Source organism: Streptomyces sp. NBC_01635 (genome assembly GCF_045209715.1).
Classification (GTDB): domain Bacteria; phylum Actinomycetota; class Actinomycetes; order Streptomycetales; family Streptomycetaceae; genus Streptomyces; species Streptomyces hirsutus.
Genome location: NZ_CP109277.1, coordinates 6,961,218 through 6,981,462, shown reverse-complemented (window position 1 = coordinate 6,981,462; position 20,245 = coordinate 6,961,218). Strand labels below are relative to the sequence as shown.

The window sequence follows — 20,245 nt, the reverse complement described above, 5'->3', positions numbered from 1 at the left end:
CCGACGGACCCTGCGACACGAGGAGGGTGACGGTCAGCTCGCCGCGGCTGGGGCTGCGTCCACGCCGACGCGACATCGACACGCGCGGTGATACGGCGGCAGCGTGCCGGTGCCGACCGAGCGCAGCCCAACGTCAAAACTCCTTGGCGCGCCCGGCGGTGTGAGCTCCGGCCTCTACGGCATGCTGATCATTGCGGTCATCGTCATGTTCATCGCGGGGCTCATGGTCGGCCGCACTTCCGAGTATCCGGGCAAGAAGATCGGCACCCGCTGGATCAAGCCGGCCGCCTGCTACCTCCTCGTCACCCCGGCCATGGTGCTCATCTTCACGGCTGCGACCAAGGCACTGCCGACCCCGGCCAACTCGGTGATCACCTCCGGCGCGCACGGATTCTCCGAGATCCTGTACGCCTACGGCTCGAGCGCCGACAACAACGGCTCGGCCTTCGCCGGTCCGAACGCGGACACGCAGTGGTTCACCACCATGAGCGGGCTCGCGATGCTGCTCGGCCGACCTGGATTGTCATTCCGTTGATGTCTGAGGCCGTAGTGCCTGCGTTGACGGTGCGTCTCACCGGTCCAGCTCCGCGAACATCTCCACCGCCCGGGTCTTGCCTGTGACGATGATGACGTCGCCGGGATGGACGACCGTCTCGGCGGTGGCGTGAGTGAAGTCGGCGCCGGGGCGTTTGATGCCGACGACGGTGACGCCGTACGTACTGCGCACCCGGCTCTCACCCAGCGGGATCCCGCCGACGACCTTCGGGGCGAGCGTCTTGATCAGCGCGTAATCGCTGTCGAAGGCGATGAAGTCCAGCATCCGGCCGGTGACCAGGTGGGCCACGCGCTCGCCCATGTCGTGCTCGGGCAGGACGACGTGGTGGGCACCGATGCGTTCCAGGATCTGGCCGTGCTGCCGGGTGGCGGCCCGGGCCCAGATGGCGGCCACGCCGGCGTCGACGAGGTTGGAGGTGGTCAGGATGCTGGCCTCCAGGTCGGTGCCGATACCGACCACCACGCGGGAGAACTCGCCGACGCCGAGCTGCGCCAGCGCAGCGGGGTCGGTGCAGTCCGCGGCGGCAACTTGGGTCAGCTCTTCGCCGACCTTCTGGACGACGCCGACGTCGGCGTCGACGCCGAGCACGTCCCAGCCACGCCGCATCAGCTCCGCCGCCACGGACTGTCCGAAACGGCCGAGACCGATCACCGCCACTCTGGAATCGCGGGCCGGGCGACGGTCGGCGGAACGCCGACGTCGGTGTGGACGCAGGAACTCGAAGTGGTCAGCCAATGATGGGTCGCTCCTCGGGCAGGGTGTACCGGCGGTCGCGCTGACGCAGTGCGAGCGCGCTGGCGAGAGTGATCGGGCCGACGCGTCCGACGAACATCATGACGATGACGGTGAGTTGGCCCGCTGCGGGAAGGTTCCCGGTGATGCCGGTACTCAGGCCGACCGTGCCGAAAGCAGAGACGGCCTCGAACAGGACCGCCAGGACCGCGTCGGCTCTTTCCTTGGTGACGGCGAGCAGCACCAACGTGCCCGCCATGACGAGACCCACACCCAGCAGCGCCACGGTGAGGGCCTGGCGCAGCGTGGCCGCGGAGAGCCGGCGGCCCATGATGTCCGCGTCGGTGCGCCCGCGGATCTCGGCCAGGATCGCCGCTCCCAGAACCGCGAACGTGGTGACCTTGATGCCGCCCGCGGTACCCGCGCTGCCGCCGCCGATGAACATCAGCACGCAGATGCCCAGGAGGGTGGCCGGTTCCATCGCACCGGTGTCGACGGTGTTGAAGCCGGCGGTACGCGCGCTGGCAGCGGTGAAGAACCCGTCCAGCAGCTTGTCCCCCCATTCCAGGGATCCGAGAGTCCTCGGGTTGCTCCACTCCAGCGCGCAGGTCATGACGGTGCCGACGGTGAGCAGGACCGCGGAGGTGAGGAGGGTGAGCCGGGTGTGCAGGGACCAGCGGTGCCGGGTGCCGCCGCGGGCGCCCGGGCGGCTGCGCAGCAGTTCGAACAGTACGGGGAAGCCGAGGGCACCGAGCACACAGGCGGCGGCGATCGGCAGGACGATCCAGGGATCGTGCGCATAGCCGACGAGGTTGTCGTCGCGCAGCCCGAACCCGGCGTTGCTGAAGGCGGAGATCCCGTAGAAGATCCCGTGGTAGACGGCGTTTCCGGCTGTCAGGCCATGGCCGATGTGGAAACGGACCGTGAGCACGGCGGCCGTGGCCAGTTCGACGGCCAGCGTGATGCCCGCGACTCCCAGGACCACCCGACGGATGCCACCGACGCTGAGGCTCCTCTCCGCCTGCGTGGCGAGCTGTGTCCGCAGTCGCAGCCGACCGGAGACGAGCAGGGCCAGCAGCGACGCGAGTGTCATGATGCCGAACCCGCCGATCTGGATCAGAGCCAGGACCACGCCCTCGCCGAACGCGCTCCAGTGGCTGCCGGTCCCCACGAGGGGCAGCCCGCCGCTGACCGCCCCCGTGGAGGTGAACAGGGCAGTCAGTACGCCGGTGTCCCTGCCGGACTCGGTGGCGGCCGGCAGCATCAGCAGGGCCGTACCCAGCACGACGACGAACGCGAAGGCCAGGACGACGCCACGGGCGGGATAGGCGGCCAGCCGGGACCACCGGGCCCGAGTCGTACCCACGGCCACCAGCAACCTCCGATGTCCCTCCGCCGCTTTTCCTGTCGTGCCCCGTCGCACAAGGAGGCCGGTGAACGCGGCCACCTGCCCACAGCATCCCTCCCGGAGCGGGCGTACGGAACGCGCCACGGCGTCGAGAAGGCGTGGGAACCGGCTGATGGCGGTACGCCGTGTGCGGGTCACCGTGTGGCGTCGCGGGTTTCGCGGGAGTTCGTGCGCCGGTGCGGGAACCGGCCGTGCGCGGCTTCGGAGTGGGTCACCACATGGACGTCGATGTCATCGCCGGAGCCTTCGATGATGGTCTCGCCCACTCCCCGATGGCCGGGCCACCTGGCCAGGGGTACCCCCTCCCCCTCCACGGTGCCGCCGTCGGCCTGGTGCGCTCCGGAGAGGATCTGCACCGGGGTCGGCCTGCCGACGCCGTTCATGCCCATGAGGGCGTGGATCTCGCCGGGGTGGAGGTCGCGGCCGACGCCTTTGAGGGCCGCCGCACCGCCGAAGCTCTTGGTGACGCCCCTGACGCGGAGGACGGCCGTGGAAGGCGATCGGTCGGTGGCGATGGCGCCCTTCTCGGTCATGGCGGTCCCTCCCCGCGTGCTTCCGTCCCCGGACGGGCTCACGGCCGCTGTCCGCATGTGCCTGATGATTCCTGTGCCTAGACTGGCCTTCGGCGCAAATCACCTCAATTTTTCCAAACGGTGTCAAGGAGGCGATTCGTGATGGCGAAGGTGCTTTTCGTGGTCACCGGAGCTACGTACCTGGTCCTGAAGGACGGCACGAGGTACGCCACCGGCTACTGGGCGGAGGAATTCGCGCAGCCGTACAAGGCGATCACGGAGGCGGGCCACGAGGTCGTCGTCGCGACGCCCAACGGCGTGACGCCGACCGTCGACATGATGAGCCTGCGCCCCGCCATGGCCGGCGGTGAGGAGGGAGCGCTCGAACTGGAAGCCATCATCCGTTCCGCGGAGGTCATGCGCCGGCCGATCAAACTCTCGGACGTGCGGCTGCAGGACTACGACGCGGTGTATCTGCCCGGAGGCCACGGCCCGATGCAGGACCTGTCGGTGGACGCCGACGCGGGACGGATACTGACCGGGCAACTCGCCTCGGGCAAACCACTCGCAATCGTGTGCCACGCTCCTGCCGCGATGCTGGCCACCAGGATCCACGGCGAGTCGCCCTTCAAGGGCTACCGGGTCACGGGCTTCACCAATGAAGAGGAGGAGGCCGTCGGACTGGCCGACAAGGCACAGTGGCTCCTTGAGGACGAACTCAAGGAGAAAGTGGGCGTCGAGTACAGCCGGGGCGAGGTGTGGAAGCCGTACATGGTCGAGGACCGCAACCTGATCACCGGGCAGAATCCCCACTCCGCCGAAGTGCTCGCAGAGCGGCTGCTGAAAACCCTCGTGTGAGAGCTCTCATGGTGTGGGGCGGCGTGTCCATTGAGTGCCGGCCGAGTGCCGGCGCGGGGAGTTCGGGAGGGGATTCCCGCCGCACCGGCTCGCCGTCGGCGTGAGCAGTGCGCTCAGGTCTGTGAGCGCACTGCGGGTACGCGGTTGCCGGCGTCGGACTTCGTCGGCCCCCGCCGCTTCGGCCGAAAGGTGCCTTCTCACGTGCCAACTGGTCTGGAGCACGATGCAACGCTCGGGCCGCGGTACTTCCGCGTCCTCGTCGCTGGAACCGGTTGCTGCCTTCCGGCGGTACCGAGCGCGCGAGCCGTTGTGCGAGGTGCGGACGCGCAAAGCCCCGTGGCACCGTCAGAGGTGGCCCGGGGGCAGCGACGTGGGCAACAGGCGTACCCCTGGGCCCGCGTTCGGGCGCCTTGGACGCTGGGAGGCCACGTCTTCCACGAGAGAGGAAACCGGTCGTGGCACGGATCGCCGGGCCGGACGGACCATTCAAGGGTCATCGCGGAGCGGAGCTCCCGTAGCGATCGGGCGGCGTCCGACCTGATCGCGGCTCCGTTCGGGGGAGACAGATGACCACCAGCGAACTCGCCCTTCCCGTCGTCGCCGGGACCTTCACCGAACGGAGCGAACCGATGCAGGAGTTCCTCGTCGAGATCACCACGACGGTCCCCGAGGGGGCCAGCCAGGAAGAGGTCGACAGGCGGAGGGCGGCCGAGGCGGTCCGTGCGGGGGAGCTCTCGGCGACCGGCAACCTGGCCCGATTGTGGCGTCCGGTCGGCGAGTCGCGCAGCATCGGGGTCTGGCGGGCCGCGGACGAGAAGGAGCTCCACGAGAAGGTGCTCGGCACACTGCCGCTGCGCCCCTGGATGACCCTCACCGTCACCCCGCTCGAACCCCACCCCAACGACCCCGGGCGGGCCACCGACGGCACGGGGTGACGGCGGAGCCCCCATAGCCATGGACCGCGGCCGGTCGCAGCCGCCGATCTCCACCGCCGGTCTCAGACTCGCTCTGATACCCGCGGAAACCGCGAGGAACCCGTCTCAAGTGTGCACGCACGGTGCGCCGTCCCTCTCCGGTCAAGTGCTGCGCTGCGGTCCCCTTGGGGGCACGTCTGCCGGTGCCCGCAGGCTCGGAGCGGGGGCCGCGATACCGTCCGTGTCGGCGCGGTGAGGGCGCCGCTCATCACAGGTCCAGGACGATCCCCTCGGTGGGCTTGGAGCAGCAGATGAGGATGTTGCCGTCGGCGGGGGGCTCGACCGGGTCGGGAGCGTACTGCACCGCCCCGGACATGAGGGCGAGTTCGCAGGTGTGGCAGACGCCGGTCCGGCACGACCATCTGACGGGGACGTCGCAGGCCTCGGCGAGTTCGAGCAGGGACTCCCGGGCTTCGTTCCAGGGGACCTCGAGACCGCTGCGGGCGAAGACGACTGTGGGACCGGTGCCCGCCCGCCCGGCGGGCTGGTGGGGTGCGGCTGTCGCCGCGCCGTCGATCCCAGGGGTGAGGGACGGGCCCGCGCCGAAGATCTCGGTGTGGACGCGGGACGCCTCCAGGCCCGCGTCGACGAGGGCGGTGGTGACGCTGTCCATGAAGGCCCCGGGGCCGCACAGGTAGGCGTCGGCGTCGATGGGCAGCCCCAGGCCGAGAACACGGTCGCCCGACAGGTGGCCGATGTTTGTGTAGTCGACGTCCCGGCGGTCTTCGGCGGCCGGTTTGCTGTAGTAGATCCTCAAGCGGGCCCGCGGAAGCATGCCGACCAGTTCCCGGCTCTCCCGGGCGAAGGGGTGCTCCGTGCCGTCATGGGCGCCGTGCAGCCACCACACCTGGCGGCTGGAGCGGTCGCGGGCGAGTGCGTGCAGCATCGCCAGCACGGGAGTGACCCCGACGCCGGCCGACAGCAGGACCACCGGATTGTCCCCGGTGGTCAGGCAGAAGGTACCGCGGGGCGCCGCGACGTCGAGGTGGTCGCCGGTGCGTACGTGGCTGCGCAAGCGGTTGCTGGCCACGCCGTGGATTTCGACTTTCACGCTGATCCGGTACGTTCCGGTGCCCGGCTCGCCGGACAGCGAGTAACTGCGGATCAGCGGCGGCGCGTCCCCCTCGGTCGGGACCTTGACCGTGACGAACTGCCCCGGCAGTGCGGTCGGCAGATCCGAACCGTCGGGGGCGGCCAGCGACAGGGAGAACACGCTACGGCTCTCGGGCTGGATGCGGGTGACGACCAGCGGGCGGAAGCCCGGCCAGGCGGGGCGCGGGGCGGTGGCCGCGGCATTCAGCCCGGCGCTGCCGGACGTTCCGGCGGCCCCGTTGTCCTCTTGATCCAGCAGTGCCTCCATGGACGCCTGCCAGCCGGGGCTGAGCGCGGGGATCCGCAGGGCACGTTCGACCTGTCGGCGGGTGTGCCCGGGCAGGTAGAGCACCCGGTCGATCTCCTCGACGGTCATCGCCTCGGGTCCGGTGGAGACCTTGACGATCTCCTGCCCGGCTTCGACCTCGCCTTCCTCGAGCACGCGCAGGTAGAAGCCGGGCCGGTGGTGTGCCACCAACAGTGCCGCCATCCGCGGCTCGCCCATCCGCAGGCCGACTCGGTAGCAGGTCACCCGCGGCTGGGTGACCTCGAAGAGCGCGTCGCCGATGCGGTAGCGGTCACCGATACAGACCTCGTTGTCCGGCAGGCCGTCGACGGTGAAATTCTCCCCGAACTGACCTGGCTGGAGATCGTCGCGGCCGAGTTCGCGAGCCCAGAAACGGTAGGAATCGGTCTGGTACACGAGCACTGCCCGCTGCTCGCCTCCGTGACCGCCCAGATCGCCCTGGCCGTCGCCGTCGATGTTCAGCCGCCGCACCATCCGCGGCCCGGGCACAGGCCTCTTGTAGACGCCGGTGTGCACGGTCTTGCCGTGCCAGGGGACATCCTTCGGCATCCCCACGCTCAAGGCTCTCAATGTGGCCACCCTGCCACCTCCCTTGCGGGCGATCCGCTCCGGGAACTTCGCCGGAGACCCCCTGCGGGCCTCGCCCGGGCGCCCACTGGCCCCAGGCTCTCGCCCGCGCCGGCCGCCGAACCCATGTCCTTCGAAGAGGCATCACGACCATGTGGCCCGACGCCACGATGACAACGCGGCAGGCATCCCCGCCGGCTGCACACGGGCCCTCGGGCAAGCCTACCCACGCGAACCGGCGCACCGCATCAGACGGACGAGGCACGCGGAACCTGCCAAAGCGATCAAGGCAGGGTGGAGAGGAGCGTCATGAATGAGGCTCTGTCTCCCATGTGGTGGTGACGGTAAGTAGTTACTGTGACCGGCGGTAACACTCCTGGACCGGCACGGGTGACGCGGCCGTCGACACCGCGCCGGTCCCTCTCGGCAGCGCGTCCGAGATCGCTCTCCCCGGAACTCGGACCGGGCACATCAGCGATGACACCCTGTCACCATCACATGGGAGACGGAGCCGTTGACTCGTATCGATCCGGTCGACATCCGTATCGAATCGGCGGAAGGTGTGCAGTGCCTCCTCGCTGACCGGGACCGACTCGTCCGGCCGCTCCGCCCCGACCACCGCATCGGCCTGCACGCGGCCCTTACCCCTTCCGGGGCGACCTGGGTGTGCTCCGCGACACGCCACGCGGTGGCGTCCATCAGCGGTTGAGCGGCACCCGCGCGGAACTTCTGCCGCTGACTGATGAATACTCCCCGCACGGCGACGACCGTTACGCGACCCTTGTGCTCCGGCCCCCCTTGCCTCGGGACCGGAATCGTGACAACTTGCCGCTCAGCAAACCCGGCCGAGCGCGACCGGGGGAAACGACCGGTCGGCCGTCCCGCACACCACGCGACCCGCCTTCCGGACAACACCGTGCTCCCATGACCCCATGGGAGCAGACAGCGATCTCCCTGCATGACGTGTAAGGGGGTCCTTCGTTCCACAGGAGGCCCTCGTGCACGCCCCCGACGCATCCAGCACGCCCCAGAACTGGGAGCTCTACCGCCACGCGGTCGTGGACATCCACTTCCAGGACCGGACCGTACGGGTCGAACCGCGTGCGCCGGGCACGACCGAGGGATCCTTCCCGGAACCGGCCGGCAACGCCGCCCTTCATGTGATCACGGCCTGGAATCCTTATGGTCGTACCGTCTCCGCCGAGCACAACGCCCGTGCCCATGGCCTGCTGCTCGACGAGCTCGACCGGCAGCGGCTCACCTGGTGGCCCGCGGCAGGAGGCGACGCGTGCGGCACGCACGTCGAGGAGAGCGTCGCCGTCGCCGGCCTGAGCGACGACGCCGCACGGGAACTGGGGCGGCACTTCGGCCAGGACGCGGTCTTCGCCTGGACTCCCGACGCATGGCGTGTGTCGGCGTGCTACAGCGACACAGCCACCGTGAGTGGATGGGCGGCGTTCGCCCGGAGCGGCCGGACGCCGTGACTCCCCCGGCCGACGGCACCGGCGACGGCCGCCGGAACGCCCCGTCGGGCCGCCGCTTCGACGACCACTGACATACCCGACCGCCGTTGCACGGCAGGAGTGATGACGATGGGCACACCATCGCCCCCAGTTGAGTGCGCCCGTATAGGCAACCGCGGTGCTGCGAGAGCTGGGTACAGAGGGTAAGCGACGCGACAAGGCGGAAAGGACCTTCAGCGAGACCATCCGGCGCCACTGGTTGGGCGATGTGGAGGTTCCGGAGCGTGAACACCTGGAGCGGCACGGCATCAGCGCGTTCGAACTCCGTCTGGCCATCCAGGTGGTCCTTCATTCGCTACCCGCTCCAGACAAGCCAGCTGGCGAATGGAGCAGGACCGCGTTCCACGCCTTGACGGACCACGCCTTCGGAAACCTCAGCCAACCTGCTGTGACCAGGGCTTTTCTCTGCCCGAAGAAGATGCAGTTGAAGCCTGCCATCCGACTCGCAAGCACAAGCACGAAGGCACGTGACCAAGCGCGGCGATTGCGCGGCAACACCATCCACGGAGTGAAGGGTGAGCAGTTCGACGCGGTACTCGTCCTCATTCCACCCGCTAAGAGGTTGTCTCACGTGGCAAGTTTCGCGAGCTTCTCATAGCAGGTCAGGGCGGCCATGGCCAGGCCTCGGCTCCGCCTGTCGTTGCGGACCACGTACGGGATCTTGAGACCACGAGCAGCCCATGGCAGGCTCATGCCACATGATCGATGAATTCGCGAAAGACAACCTGCACGGGAGACTGCGGCGGGACCGCAAGGCGCTGCTCTGGAAACTCGACGGCTTGTCCGAATACGACGCCCGCCGACCTTTGACAGCGACCGGGACCAACCTCCTCGGCCTGGTCAAACACGTGGCCACCGTCGATGCCAGGTACTTCGGCGAGGTCTTCGACCGCCCTTCCGCGGAACCGCTGCCCCGATGGCAGGACTCCAACGGCAGCGATCTGTGGGCGACCGAGGACGAGACCCGCGATCAGATCATCGGGTTCTACCGGCGCACGTGGGAACACTCGGACGCGACGATCAACGAGCTTCCCCTCGACGCCCCCGGCCACGTGCCGTGGTGGCCGGAGCCTTATGCCGACACCAACCTGTTCGCCATCATGGTCCATGTCCTCGGCGAGTCCATCCGGCATGCCGGGCACGCCGATATCCTGCGCGAGGGCCTCGACAGCCGGACCGGGTTGCGCGCCGAACTCGAGAAGCAGATCGACGAGGAAGCCCGTGCAGCCTACTGCGCGAAGATCGAGCAGGCCGCCAGGTCGGCCGCACCAATCAAGGCTTAGTACTCCAGCCGGACTTCTGTATTTACCCTGGTCAACGGCCTGGCAGCGGGGAGTGTAGCGGGTGCGCTGTGGTCGTGGGACGGTCTTGCCGGGGCCGTCCCACCAACGTGTGCCCGCGCCGCATGTAATGACAGCGCGACGAGCAGTCCGTTGTCGTGATCCACGACGTACCGACGAACGCCTGGGACCTGGAACTCGAAGAACTCTTCCTGCGGATCGGTGGACGCTTCTCCCGTGTGGAACCACGCCGGCGGATGCGGGACTACGTCCGCGGGCTGCTCGGCCCGGTCGGCCGCAAGAACAGCTGGCAGCTCGCCGAGTACGCCGGCCACGCCACCCCACACGGCCTGCAGCACCTGCTCTCCCACAGCCGGTGGGACGCCGACGGCCTGCGCGACGACCTGCAAACCTACGTCGCCGAACAACTCGGCATGCCAGACGGTGTGTTGATTGTCGACGACACCGGATTCGTGAAGAAGGGCACCACCTCTGCCGGAGTGCAGCGCCAATATTCCGGCACAGCCGGCCGCACCGAAAACTGCCAGATCGGGGTGTTTGCCGCCTATGCCACCACCCGCGGCCACGCCCTGGTCGACCGCGAGCTCTACCTGCCCAAGTCCTGGACCGGTGACCGCGAGCGCTGCCGAGCGGCCCGCGTCCCCGACGACCGCACCTTCGCCACCAAGGGCGACCTCGCCCGCGACATGATCGAGCGCGCCCTGGCCTCTCCGCTCCCTTTCACCTGGGTCACCGCCGATTCCGCCTACGGCCAGGACTCCCACTTCCGTCGTTTCCTGGAAGACCGCGGCCTCTTCTACGTCGTGGCCGTGCCCAAGTCCCAGCAGGTGAACGGCCCGCGCATCGACCATCTCATCGAGCAGGCCCCGCTCGAGGCGTGGCAGCGTCTGTCGGCGGGGCAGGGAGCCAAGGGCGAGCGCTCCTACGACTGGGCCGCCGCCCGTCTGCCCGCCGTGGCCGAGCCCGACGGCGGCGAGCCGACCCGGCAGCGATGGATGCTGGCCCGCCGCAGCATCAGCAAACCCGACGAGATCGCCTACTACCTCGCCTGCGCCCCGCTCGAGGCCACCGCCGCCGACCTGGTCCGCGTCGCCGGTTGCCGCTGGAAGATAGAGGAGTGTTTCCAGAGCGCGAAGAACGAGTGCGGCCTGGACCAGTACGAGGTCCGCCGCTACGTGGGCTGGTACCGGCACATCACGCTCGCCATGCTCGCCCACGCGTTCCTCGCGGCGATGGCCGCCCAGGAACGCGAAAAAGGGGTGACACGGCCGACACGCCCGACCTCGTGGACCTCACACCGGCTGAAATCCGCCGTCTGCTGGCAACTGAACCCCGCCGCTATCCTGCAGGCCGCGACCACGCGGTGAACTGGTCCCGCTGGAGACGCCGCCACCAAGCACGAGCCCGACGCTGTCATTACATGCGGCGCGGGCACACGTTGGTGGGACGGCCCCGGCAAGACCGTCCCGCGACCACAGCGCACCCGCTACACTCCCCGCTGCCAGGCCGTTGACCAGGGTAAATACAGAAGTCCGGCTGGAGTACTAAGTTGGATGATGTGAGTGCGTGGGGGCGAAGTTACCGATATGTCGGACCGGTTGAGTTGAAGACTGCGGTCCGACCTGGCAGCGGCGGGTGCCGGATCAGCTCGGCAGCTGAGTTCGGCAACTGGGCCGCTGGGCGATCGGCGGCGGAGCTGGCCGAACCGTTCACCTTCGTGGTCAGCACGGACGGTGTGCTTCGGTTGGCGCCGCGACGGAGCGAGCACGTGGCCTGTGCCGACGCGGAAATGGTGCTGAGTGCCGGCGAGATTGAATTCGTGCGCGAGGCGGACCGGTGGGCTGTGCGCGAGGTCAGTAACCAGTCCACCGGTTACTGCCCGGACACTGGCTCCTGGTCGGCAGTCGCTCGCGCTCTGGACGACGTAGGGCTCGAACGACCGTCCGGCTTCACCCACGAGGTGGTGTTCCGGCGGTGCCCCGACTGCCAGGAGCACAACATCGTGCGCGAGGACGACTTCGTCTGCGTCTTCTGCGGCAGCAATCTGCCAGAGACGTGGAACATGGATACCACCGTCTGAAATACGAACCTCACGAAGTCTCCCTGCACGCGGCGGGCGCCGCCTACCGCACGCGCCTTCCGGCTCGTCCGACGACCTGAAGGCCCTGATCACCCTGGCACCGGAGCTCGCGAACCCTACCTACCGGAACCACACGTTCCTCGGCGACCAGACACTCGACCAACTCGTCTGGGATCCCTCTGGGACTTTTCTGGAACTTCCGCTCGTATCAACGGGCATGACCGCGAAAGAGCCGAAACACCATCCGCCCAGGTCAAGGGCTCGCAGCTCCCATAGTGGCAGGCCACGGGGCCGCCTGGTCTTTTCCGGGACATTTGAAGGTTTTCGGGAACAACACCGCCGCCCCCTCCTGCCCTGCATGAATGCGAGGCGGGAGGGGGCGCGTTGGCGCTTCCGGGACTTTCTGGGGCACGGGGCCGGGACTGAGGACCACCTCTCGTGACCGATTCGACGCCCTTGCCCGGTGGGGAGCTTCGTCGACGACGCCACCGGGGACGCGTCACCCGCCGGCTGAGCACCCGGTCGAGGTGGGGCTCCTCCGAGGCGGGCGCATCGGCACCCAGCCAGGCGAAGGCGGGGTCCACACCGTCCAGCGCGGCGACGGGAAACTACACCGCACCGGCGTAGAACCGGGCGTCGTCGAGGCCGCCGCAGTCTGCGCCGAACAGCATCCGTGCCTCGGCGTCCGGGCGCGGGAACTCGCCGCCACGAGACGACAGCCCTGGCCGGGATGGAGGTCAGGGCCCGGTTTCCGAGGCCGGGTGGAGCGCCGGTACGGGTCGGGGTTCGCCGGCCGTCAGCGGTGAAGGGATGTCGAGCCGGTGTCCGGTGCTGTCCTGGCGGGGCGGCCTGTTGCGCCCGAGGCGTTCGTGGGCGTCGGCGAAGTGCCCGGCGACGGCCGCGGAGACCGTCGAGAGGTCCAGGGCCAGGGCGAAGCCGGCGATGATCTCCGCCAGCCGGACGGCGCTTCCCCGGCCGGTGCATCCCATCGCTTTCAAGAGCTCGTGCTGCGTGGGCAGGTGGGTACCGCCTCCGACCGTGCCGAGTGCCAGGCCGGGCAGGGTCATACTCGCGTAGACGCCGTCCCCCGTGCGTTCCAGGATGAACTGCCCCACGCTCGACTCGTGCACGCAGGCGATGTCCTGGCCCGTCGCCGTGAAGATCGCCGCCACGATGTTGGCGGTGTTCGCGTTGGACCCCAGGACCCCGCTGTGGACCGCTCCGGCCGTGATGTGCTGGTACCCCGTGACCAGTTCGTCGGGAGTGGTCCTCAGGACCCGTCGGACCACCCCTGCCGGCAGGAGGCAGTCGGCCGCCACCCTGATCCCGCGGCCTTCCGCCACAGCCTGGGCCGACGCCTTCTTGTCTCCGGACGTGTTCCCTTCGATGATGAAGGATTCCAGCTCCCCGTCCGCGACCAGGTGCGGCTGTCGCAGGATCCACTGACACGCGTGCCAGGTGCAGGCGGTCGTCATGTTCTGCCCTGCCGCGTCCCCTGTGGTGTACCTGAACCTCAGGTGAACGGTCCTGCCCAGGACCACGGGCTCGATCGAGAGGAGCGCGGCGTGCTGGGACACCTGCCGGATGATCGTGCGGAGGTCGCCGAGGTGCTGGAGGATCGCCGAGGCGAAGCGGCCGGCGCCGGCCAGTCGGGAGAACGCGAAGACGGGAGCACGCGTCATCGCCTGCTGGGCGGCGCGTGTGCTGACGCCGCCCGCCATGGTGACGGCCAGGGCTCCCCGCGTCGCCGACGAGACCAGGGCTCCTTCCGTGGTGGCCATGGGAGCGTAGATCTCACCCTGGACGTTCGTCCCGCGGAACAGCAGGGGTCCGGCCACGCCGACCGGGATTTCGACGGTGCCGACGAGTCCCTCGATGTTGCCGGTCAGCTTGTCGGCGTCGAGCCGTGTGTGTTGCAGGGAGTCCAGTGCCGACCGGGTCGTGGAGCGGAGCCAGTTCAGCCGCTGAAGCCGCGCCGCCTCCGTGTAGAGCCCCCGGGCGGGCACGTACCGTCCTGGGGGCCGTGACGGACGGGGCAGGCCCGGGCTTTCTCCAGAGCTCATACGACATCGCTTTCCTCTGTGGCGGGCGTCGGCCCGACGGGTTGCTTAGGGGATGATGGCCCCCGGGTCGTACCGGGGGGCGAGCACGATCGCGGTGGCGGCCGGCAGGACGGGGGAGGCGGCCGCATCAGCGCCGGCCCGTGCCGGCGCGGCCCGTTGTTCGCGGGTGTCGTCGCGGTACGCAGGGGCCACCGGTTCGACGCGGTCAACGGCCCCACGGCGCCTGGCACATGTGGTCCCGCAGCCGGGCCCGGCGGACGGTGCGGCGAGTCGGCACCTCGACGACGGCCTCCTCCCCCGGCCGCGACGGGCGCCCCCTGACGACTCCTGCCCGATGCCTTGTCCTGGCCACGCGCGAACTGCTCCCCCTTCCCGCCCCGACCTGCGGTGGCAGCCCCGGCACCGGCTCAACGACACCTCGCTCCCCTGGTTACGCACGCAGGAGGGCGTCGAGGTGTTCCGGTTCCCGGCGAGTCGTCCCGTTCCCGGCCAAGCCCCCGGCCGCCGCGTTCCGGACCGTGCTTCGACACCACCGGCGAGCAGGTCGACACGGACACCGGGGAGGTCACTGCGCCCGAGGTGGAGATGCCGAAGGCGACGGAGGAGCGGATCGGGCAGGTGGTCCCGCGCCACGAACCGGCGGCCGCGACCGCCGCGCTGTTCGAGCCGACCCCGCCGCTCGACGCGGGCGTGGACGCGGACGCGGCACGGCGGACCGGGCTCGTCACCCGGTCCGGCACCGTGCGGCCGTTCCCGAAGCTCCTGGTGACGGTGGACGGGCGGGTTGTTCGGGAGTCAGTCGGGCGACGAGGCCGAGAGCCATCCTGGCCGAGGAGGGTGACACACCGCCTTCGGGCTAATGCCTCGGCTTCTCCGCGGGGTCGCGCCACGCTGTGCTCGTTGTGATCACGGTCGTGTCAGGGAACGCAGGGCGGCGCTGTTGCGCCCCGGATCCCACCCCGCCGGCGGCTCTTGCCGGCCCGGGTCATCCCGCCAGGAGAGGAAAATCATGACCCAGCAGCAGGCCTCCGTGCCGATTCTGATCAATGACGTGCGCGTCTTCGGCGCCGACGGCTGCGGGCTGACCCCGCCGACGTCGGTGCTCATCCAGGACCGCAGGATCGCCGCGATCAACGCGGAGAACCCGCCGGAGGGAGCCGTCGTCATCGAGGGCGGTGAGCGGGTGCTCATGCCCGGCCTGAGCGACGCGCACGTGCACCTCTTCGCGGCCGGCACCACCCATGCGGACCTGACCACGGGGGCCACGGGCATGGGCTACTACAACGCGCTCGCCGAGGCCGAGCGGATGCTCATGCGCGGCTTCACCAGCGTCCGGGACATGGCCGGCGACGTCGCCGCACTACGGCAGGTCCTGGACGCCGGCACCTTCCCCGGCCCGCGCATCTACCCGAGCCAGGCGGCCATCTCCCAGACCTCCGGACACGGCGACTTCTCCGCCGTCTACGAGGACGCGACCACCTTCTCCTGCGGACTGCACACCCGCGCCGAGCAGATCGGCTTCATGCGGGTCGCCGACGGCCGTGACCAGGTGCTCGCGGCCGTGCGCGAGCAACTGAAGAAGGGCGCCTCCCAGATCAAGATCATGGCGGGCGGCGGGGTGTCTTCCGCCTACGACCCCCTGGACGTCGTGCAGTACACGCCGGACGAGCTCAGCGCCGCGGTCGAAGCCGCCTCCGACTGGGGCACCTACGTGTCCGCGCACGTCTACAACGACGAGGGCATCCGCCGCGCGATCGCCGCCGGAATCAGGTCGATCGAACACGGCCACCTCGCCGCCGGTCCCAAGACCATCGAGCTGATGGCGAACAACGGCGTCTGGCTGAGCACCCAGCCCTTCCTCGAAAGCGACCACGAGTACTCCACCCCGGACAACACCGAGAAGAACCAGCAGGTCTGCAAGGGCGTCGAGAACACCTTCACATGGGCACGGGAAGCGGGAGCGAAGATCGCCTTCGGCACCGACCTGCTGCTCGAACCCGGGAAGGCCGGCCTGCAGAACGAGATGCTCATCCGGCTGTACGACAATTTCGGTTTCAGCCCCACCGAGGCGCTGAGGATCGCCACCGCCGGCAACGCCGAACTCTTCCGCCTCTCCGGCGAGCGTGACCCCTACAAGGCGGCCCGCCTCGGCGAGATCACGGTCGGCGCCTGGGCCGATGTCCTCCTCGTGGAAGACGACCCCACCCAGGACATCTCCGTACTGAAAGACCCGGACAAGAACCTCGCCGTCATCATCAAGGACGGCCGTATCTACAAGAACCTCCTCGGCTGACGGGCCCCGCAGGGCCGAGTGACCGACTCCTTCCCCTTGGGCCGCTTCGTCACCGTCCGTCTGCGCGAACACCACCCGGCCGCATCGTCCGCGAGCCAGGGGGTGGGGCGACGAAGGCACAGGGCGATGGGCAACCCGCGCCACGCAGTCGTCTGTCCGGTCGCCGGCCGGATCCCCGTGCTGCGCAGCAGCCCGGCACCGCTCGTCCTGTTCGCCGCAACGGAGCGGGAGCGCGACCGCATCGCTTCGCAGGCCGCTCCCGGACAGGCCCTGGGGTTCCCGAGTGCTGTCAGGGCGTGCCGTCCGCCGCTCCGGCCGACGGCACGCCCTCGAGTCGCTCAGCGCTCCGACGCAAACCGCACGAACTGCCCCCAGCCTTCGCGGCCGACGGCGAAGGGCGGGCGGGTCACGTCCTTGGAGTCCCTTACGTGGACGGCCTGTTCGGCGATCGCGACCTCCACGCAGCTGTCGCCCTCGCTGCCGCTGTAGCTGGACTTGAACCAGGCGAGTTCCGACGTACCGCTGCTCATAGCTCTCCTCGCAGTCGCTCCAGCAGGTCCCGGGATTCTGTGGGATTCAGGGCCTGCGAGCGCAGTGTGTCATAGCGCTGGCAGAGCACAGTCACCTCTTTCGCGTCGGAAATCAGCCGCCCGTTCTTCTGCCCCTCGGAGTACCCGAGCCGCCGTCCCTCCGAGGTCTCCAGGACCTGCACGGGCCCATCCAGACACGCGTGCAGCCGAGCCCCCACCGGCACCACCTGAAGCGTCACGTTGCGCGGGGCCGTGAGCTCAAGGACGTGGTCCACCAGCCCGCGCACCGCCTCCGCGCCCCCGAACCCCCTCCGGAACACGTGCTCCTCGACGATGAAGCTGAACGGCACCGTCGGCCGCTCCCGCATCATCACCTGCCGTTCCATTCGTGCGGCGAGCTGCACTTCCAGCTCCTCGTCGGTCCGCAGCGGGATCGTGCCCTCGAACACCGCCCGCGCGTATGCCTCCGACTGCAACAGCCCCGGCACCAGCCGGCACTCGTACGTGCACAGGCTCACCGCCTCCCGCTCCAGCCGAGCCCACCGCCGGAACCACGCCGCGAGGCCCGCCTCACCCCGGGTGAGATGCCGCGCGGCCTTCCGCAGCGCACCCGTGTTGCCCAGCGCCTCCTCCGCCCGCTCCACGAATGCCTCGTCCGGCATCCGCCGCCCCAACTCCACCGACTCGACCGTGTGTTTGGAGTACTGGACCCGGGCGCCGAGGTCCACCCGGCTGAGCCCCGCGTGCTCGCGCAGTGCCTGGACGACGGCCCCGAACGTCCGCAGGCTGTCGGACGGATGCGGCTCCCGCTCCCACTCCCCCACCGGGACCGCCCGCGCACCGGCGCTCTCCGCCGCCTCCCCCTCGACTTCGACGATGTCCATCCGGCGTCCCTTTCCTCCGTGCCGCACCGCGACGGCTCCTCACGCCGCCCCGCGTTCACCGTCCAGCGTGACGGAAAATCAGACGTACCGTCCACTCTCCGCGTCCATACGCTGACTCAGCGTACGGGGTGCCACACTCGTCCCCGCCCCGTCCGGCCGCCACTCTGACGTCAGGGAGAGCGAGGAGAAACCGCCCGTTCCCGCCGTCCGGAGCCACGACGGGAACGCGTCCGTCGGCCGCTCGCGGGGGCACCCGGGCGGCCGTCGCCCCTCCCGTGAACTCCCGTCCGGTACGGGCGGCGGCGGTCGGCCCTGGCCGCGTTCAGACGAGCTGGAAGGTGCACCGATGCAGAACGGAACCACCCTGTACGCGCTCGACATCAGCGGAGCCTCGTTCGTGAAGGCGTGCGGCGGCCCCTGTACCGAGGGATGCGTGACCCTGGCCCGGATCGGCGAGGACGCCTGGGCCCTGGGCGACAGCAAGCGGCCGGACGCGCAGCCGCTGCGGTTCACCACGGAGGAGCTGGACGCGGCCGGCATCGATCCGGCGCGCTTCGGCCTCGGCGCCTGATCCTCCCTTCCATCCTCCCCACCGTCGGCCGGACCGGGGGTCCCTCTCCGCGTCCGGCCGGCGCTCCTCGAAACGGGAACAGCTCGTGCACCATCACGCCTACCTGTGGACCGGCCCGAAGGAACGCTTCGACGACGAGGCCCTGCGGCGGCCTCCGCACCCCGATCCGCCCCCGGCCGGAGGCAGACCGGAACTGATCGAGCGCTACCGCCAGGTGACCGCGGAGTTCCGAACGTCGGACCTCCCGCCCCTGGAGACGGCGTACTGGCTCGTCAAGCCCCGCTCGCTGGTGCGGGGCACCTGGGACGAGGCGAAGGAGGCGGCGGCCTGGCTCGGTGAGCGGCTGGCCGAGTACACCCCCCGGTTCGCATCGGAGGGCGACCGGGACACCGCGCGCCTAGCCCGGTTGGTGGAGGCCGCCGCCGAGCGGCTGTGCTCGGGCGCCGACGTGTCGTACGGCCACTACCTCGAACGCCCCTCGTACCTCTCCCTGGCCGTGGTGACGTGCTCCCCGAACCGCGCGGCCTCCGAACTGACCTGCCCGTGCGCGTAGCCGAGGGCCGGGACTTCGCACCGGCACGCACCACCACCTTCCACATTCGTACGCTCACCCCGCGTACGGGGTGCCGCTCTCGCCCCCACTCACATCCGGCCGCCACTCTGGCGTCATGAACCACGCAACATCCCAAGTGGGCGCCCCCGTCAGCACCTTCACCCAGCTGCTGTCGTCCACGCGGCGCGGCGCCCGTCTTGCCCGCCTCCTCGCCGTGACCGAGCTTCACTCTTGGGGCACCCCGCAGGACCTCACGGAGCGTGCCGAACTCGTCGTCGGGGAGCTGGCCGCCAACGCCGTCCTCTACGTCGACCGCACCGGTATTCCCTGGCGCCACCTGCCCCACGACTTCGCACCGTGGGAGACGGTGTACGGCTACTTCGCCGCCCGGCAGAAGGAAGGTGTCTCGACCAGCTCAACGGCCTGCTGCGTCGTCTGGTGCGCGAGGCCGAAGGTCAGGATGCCGAGCCGAGCGCCTGCGTGCTGGACGCTCAGAGCATCAAGACCTCCGCCAACGTGCCCGCAGCCGGCCAGGGCATCGATGTCGAAACCGCCCGACGCGACCCCGGCCAGAAGGGCTTCAAGGCCATCCCGCGGCACTGGGTCGCCGAGGCCCCCGCTCCGGCTCGGACTCATTCGGTGAAAACCGCCCGCGCGAACTCGTCGGGAGCGGAGCTCGCTTCCGCAAGCAGTTCCCCGTCGGCGGACCAGATGCCCGAGCGGCCGGACGTGCGGGCGAAACCGCCACCGGTCGGACCCGCGAAGGCCGCCGTGGCGACCCACACCCCGTGGTCGGCCGCGATCCTGCGGGCGCGCTCGCCGTGGACCTCGGCCTCGTGATCGGCGTGGACGACCCCGGCCACATACCCGTCGATGCCCAGCACTGCGGTCCTCGCGGCATGTTCGGGAACACCCGTGTCGCGGCAGACGGCGAGTCCCAGCCGCCACCCGTCCACTTCGATCGCGGCGGGGCTCCCGGGCACGAAGGCGACGGCCTCGCCGCCGTGCAGGTGGACCTTCCCATAAGCCACGCGTGCGCCGTCTCCGTCCACCGCCAGAATGCCGATGTGCGGGCCGGGCACGGGCGCGCCGACCAGGGCGAGCGTTCCGGTCCCGGCGCACGCGGCGACGATCGGAGCCAGCCGTTCGTCGTCCGGGGAGACCGGCGCCGCGTCCAGCTCGTATCCCGTCAACGACATCTCGGGGAAGACCACCACCCGCGCGTCCACCGCCCGAACGGCCTCCGCGTGAGCCGCCGCGTTGGCCGTCACGTCGTAAGCCGTGCACCTCGGTTGCGCCACCGCGATGCTCAACGGCTGTACCACCGCGATGCTCAACTGCCGCTCCATCCCGAACTCCCCTCGCCGAATCGCACGATCATCCTGGATCCTGGAGAGCGGCCGCACAGCGAGCTCCTCGGCCGGAACCGACGGCGAGGCCG

At 69.7% G+C, this 20,245-nt stretch carries 19 protein-coding genes and 3 pseudogenes; 13 read left to right on the top strand and 9 right to left on the bottom strand.

What is annotated here, in order from left to right; genetic code table 11:
• Positions 1-148 precede the first annotated feature (148 nt).
• Positions 149-514 (top strand): annotated as a pseudogene (locus OHB56_RS32400) (potassium-transporting ATPase subunit KdpA); the annotation flags it as partial.
• A gap of 57 nt (positions 515-571) precedes the next feature.
• On the opposite strand, the gene OHB56_RS32395 reads toward OHB56_RS32400, so the two are convergent.
• The 3 genes from OHB56_RS32395 to OHB56_RS32385 all read right to left on the bottom strand — a co-directional run bounded on the left by OHB56_RS32395 (position 572) and on the right by OHB56_RS32385 (position 3,229).
• Positions 572-1,291: a potassium channel family protein gene (locus OHB56_RS32395; RefSeq protein WP_386405457.1), complete on the bottom strand. Its 720-nt coding sequence runs from the start codon at positions 1,289-1,291 to the stop codon at positions 572-574.
• Positions 1,284-2,654, bottom strand: coding sequence for a TrkH family potassium uptake protein (locus OHB56_RS32390; RefSeq protein WP_406357137.1), 1,371 nt, complete (start codon positions 2,652-2,654; stop codon positions 1,284-1,286). Before OHB56_RS32390 ends, OHB56_RS32395 begins: the two co-directional genes overlap by 8 nt.
• Before the next feature lie 176 nt (positions 2,655-2,830).
• On the bottom strand, positions 2,831-3,229 hold the full coding sequence (locus tag OHB56_RS32385) for an ATP-binding cassette domain-containing protein (RefSeq protein WP_406357135.1): 399 nt from the start codon (positions 3,227-3,229) through the stop codon (positions 2,831-2,833).
• Positions 3,230-3,370: 141 nt separating this feature from the next.
• Here OHB56_RS32385 and OHB56_RS32380 point away from each other — a divergent pair, with 141 nt between their 5' ends.
• Entirely contained in the window at positions 3,371-4,066 is a 696-nt protein-coding gene (locus tag OHB56_RS32380) for a type 1 glutamine amidotransferase domain-containing protein (RefSeq protein ID WP_202282342.1), read from the top strand.
• Positions 4,067-4,695: 629 nt separating this feature from the next.
• Positions 4,696-5,001: a muconolactone Delta-isomerase family protein gene (locus OHB56_RS32375; RefSeq protein ID WP_406359252.1), complete on the top strand. Its 306-nt coding sequence runs from the start codon at positions 4,696-4,698 to the stop codon at positions 4,999-5,001.
• Between the two features lie 247 nt (positions 5,002-5,248).
• Here OHB56_RS32375 and OHB56_RS32370 read toward each other — a convergent pair whose 3' ends face one another.
• Positions 5,249-6,988: an MOSC domain-containing protein gene (locus tag OHB56_RS32370; RefSeq protein ID WP_406357133.1), complete on the bottom strand. Its 1,740-nt coding sequence runs from the start codon at positions 6,986-6,988 to the stop codon at positions 5,249-5,251.
• A 1,016-nt stretch (positions 6,989-8,004) separates the two neighbouring features.
• On the opposite strand from OHB56_RS32370, the gene OHB56_RS32365 reads away from it, so the two are divergent.
• From OHB56_RS32365 to OHB56_RS32345, 5 genes are all read left to right on the top strand, one after another.
• Positions 8,005-8,490: a DUF3293 domain-containing protein gene (locus tag OHB56_RS32365; RefSeq protein WP_406357132.1), complete on the top strand. Its 486-nt coding sequence runs from the start codon at positions 8,005-8,007 to the stop codon at positions 8,488-8,490.
• 157 nt (positions 8,491-8,647) lie between these two features.
• Positions 8,648-9,127, top strand: coding sequence for a hypothetical protein (locus tag OHB56_RS32360; protein ID WP_406357130.1), 480 nt, complete (start codon positions 8,648-8,650; stop codon positions 9,125-9,127).
• A 100-nt stretch (positions 9,128-9,227) separates the two neighbouring features.
• Entirely contained in the window at positions 9,228-9,812 is a 585-nt protein-coding gene (locus OHB56_RS32355) for a DinB family protein (protein ID WP_406357128.1), read from the top strand.
• Positions 9,813-9,970: 158 nt separating this feature from the next.
• Entirely contained in the window at positions 9,971-11,197 is a 1,227-nt protein-coding gene (locus tag OHB56_RS32350; protein ID WP_406359251.1) for an IS701 family transposase, read from the top strand.
• 191 nt (positions 11,198-11,388) lie between these two features.
• On the top strand, positions 11,389-11,910 hold the full coding sequence (locus tag OHB56_RS32345) for a hypothetical protein (protein ID WP_406359250.1): 522 nt from the start codon (positions 11,389-11,391) through the stop codon (positions 11,908-11,910).
• Positions 11,911-12,647: 737 nt separating this feature from the next.
• On the opposite strand, the gene OHB56_RS32340 is transcribed toward OHB56_RS32345, so the two are convergent.
• Together OHB56_RS32340 and OHB56_RS32335 are read right to left on the bottom strand one after the other, a co-directional pair.
• Entirely contained in the window at positions 12,648-13,916 is a 1,269-nt protein-coding gene (locus OHB56_RS32340; protein ID WP_406357126.1) for a hydroxymethylglutaryl-CoA reductase, read from the bottom strand.
• Between the two features lie 102 nt (positions 13,917-14,018).
• Positions 14,019-14,165 carry a hypothetical protein gene (locus OHB56_RS32335; RefSeq protein ID WP_406357124.1) on the bottom strand — a complete coding sequence of 49 codons (147 nt, stop codon included), beginning with the start codon at positions 14,163-14,165 and terminating at the stop codon, positions 14,019-14,021.
• Positions 14,166-14,495: 330 nt separating this feature from the next.
• Between OHB56_RS32335 and OHB56_RS32330 the strand changes: the two are divergent.
• Together OHB56_RS32330 and OHB56_RS32325 are read left to right on the top strand one after the other, a co-directional pair.
• A pseudogene (locus tag OHB56_RS32330) lies at positions 14,496-14,747 on the top strand (hypothetical protein); the annotation flags it as partial.
• Positions 14,748-14,982: 235 nt separating this feature from the next.
• On the top strand, positions 14,983-16,266 hold the full coding sequence (locus tag OHB56_RS32325; RefSeq protein WP_406357122.1) for an amidohydrolase family protein: 1,284 nt from the start codon (positions 14,983-14,985) through the stop codon (positions 16,264-16,266).
• Positions 16,267-16,604: 338 nt separating this feature from the next.
• Here OHB56_RS32325 and OHB56_RS32320 read toward each other — a convergent pair whose 3' ends face one another.
• On the bottom strand, positions 16,605-16,796 hold the full coding sequence (locus tag OHB56_RS32320; RefSeq protein WP_406357121.1) for a DUF397 domain-containing protein: 192 nt from the start codon (positions 16,794-16,796) through the stop codon (positions 16,605-16,607).
• Complete coding sequence (locus OHB56_RS32315; protein WP_406357119.1) at positions 16,793-17,680, bottom strand: Scr1 family TA system antitoxin-like transcriptional regulator; 888 nt, start codon at positions 17,678-17,680, stop codon at positions 16,793-16,795. The genes OHB56_RS32320 and OHB56_RS32315 overlap by 4 nt, the downstream gene beginning before the upstream one ends.
• A gap of 346 nt (positions 17,681-18,026) precedes the next feature.
• Here OHB56_RS32315 and OHB56_RS32310 point away from each other — a divergent pair, with 346 nt between their 5' ends.
• The 3 genes and pseudogenes from OHB56_RS32310 to OHB56_RS32300 form a co-directional block, all read left to right on the top strand.
• Positions 18,027-18,251, top strand: coding sequence for a DUF397 domain-containing protein (locus OHB56_RS32310; protein ID WP_406357117.1), 225 nt, complete (start codon positions 18,027-18,029; stop codon positions 18,249-18,251).
• Positions 18,252-18,336: 85 nt separating this feature from the next.
• On the top strand, positions 18,337-18,804 hold the full coding sequence (locus OHB56_RS32305) for a hypothetical protein (protein WP_406357115.1): 468 nt from the start codon (positions 18,337-18,339) through the stop codon (positions 18,802-18,804).
• A gap of 115 nt (positions 18,805-18,919) precedes the next feature.
• A pseudogene (locus OHB56_RS32300) lies at positions 18,920-19,347 on the top strand (transposase); the annotation flags it as partial.
• 89 nt (positions 19,348-19,436) lie between these two features.
• On the opposite strand, the gene OHB56_RS32295 reads toward OHB56_RS32300, so the two are convergent.
• Positions 19,437-20,141, bottom strand: coding sequence for a carbon-nitrogen hydrolase family protein (locus tag OHB56_RS32295; RefSeq protein ID WP_406357113.1), 705 nt, complete (start codon positions 20,139-20,141; stop codon positions 19,437-19,439).
• Positions 20,142-20,245 lie beyond the last annotated feature (104 nt).

Excerpts from the sequence above, each read along its gene's own strand:
- OHB56_RS32385 (WP_406357135.1), bottom strand. The coding sequence starts at position 3,229 with ATGACCGAGAAGGGCGCCATCGCCACCGACCGATCGCCTTCCACGGCC.
- OHB56_RS32380 (WP_202282342.1), top strand. The coding sequence starts at position 3,371 with ATGGCGAAGGTGCTTTTCGTGGTCACCGGAGCTACGTACCTGGTCCTG.
- OHB56_RS32375 (WP_406359252.1), top strand. The coding sequence starts at position 4,696 with ATGCAGGAGTTCCTCGTCGAGATCACCACGACGGTCCCCGAGGGGGCC.
- OHB56_RS32370 (WP_406357133.1), bottom strand. The coding sequence starts at position 6,988 with ATGCCGAAGGATGTCCCCTGGCACGGCAAGACCGTGCACACCGGCGTC.
- OHB56_RS32355 (WP_406357128.1), top strand. The coding sequence starts at position 9,228 with ATGATCGATGAATTCGCGAAAGACAACCTGCACGGGAGACTGCGGCGG.
- OHB56_RS32325 (WP_406357122.1), top strand. The coding sequence starts at position 14,983 with ATGACCCAGCAGCAGGCCTCCGTGCCGATTCTGATCAATGACGTGCGC.
- OHB56_RS32320 (WP_406357121.1), bottom strand. The coding sequence starts at position 16,796 with ATGAGCAGCGGTACGTCGGAACTCGCCTGGTTCAAGTCCAGCTACAGC.
- OHB56_RS32315 (WP_406357119.1), bottom strand. The coding sequence starts at position 17,680 with ATGGACATCGTCGAAGTCGAGGGGGAGGCGGCGGAGAGCGCCGGTGCG.
- OHB56_RS32310 (WP_406357117.1), top strand. The coding sequence starts at position 18,027 with ATGCAGAACGGAACCACCCTGTACGCGCTCGACATCAGCGGAGCCTCG.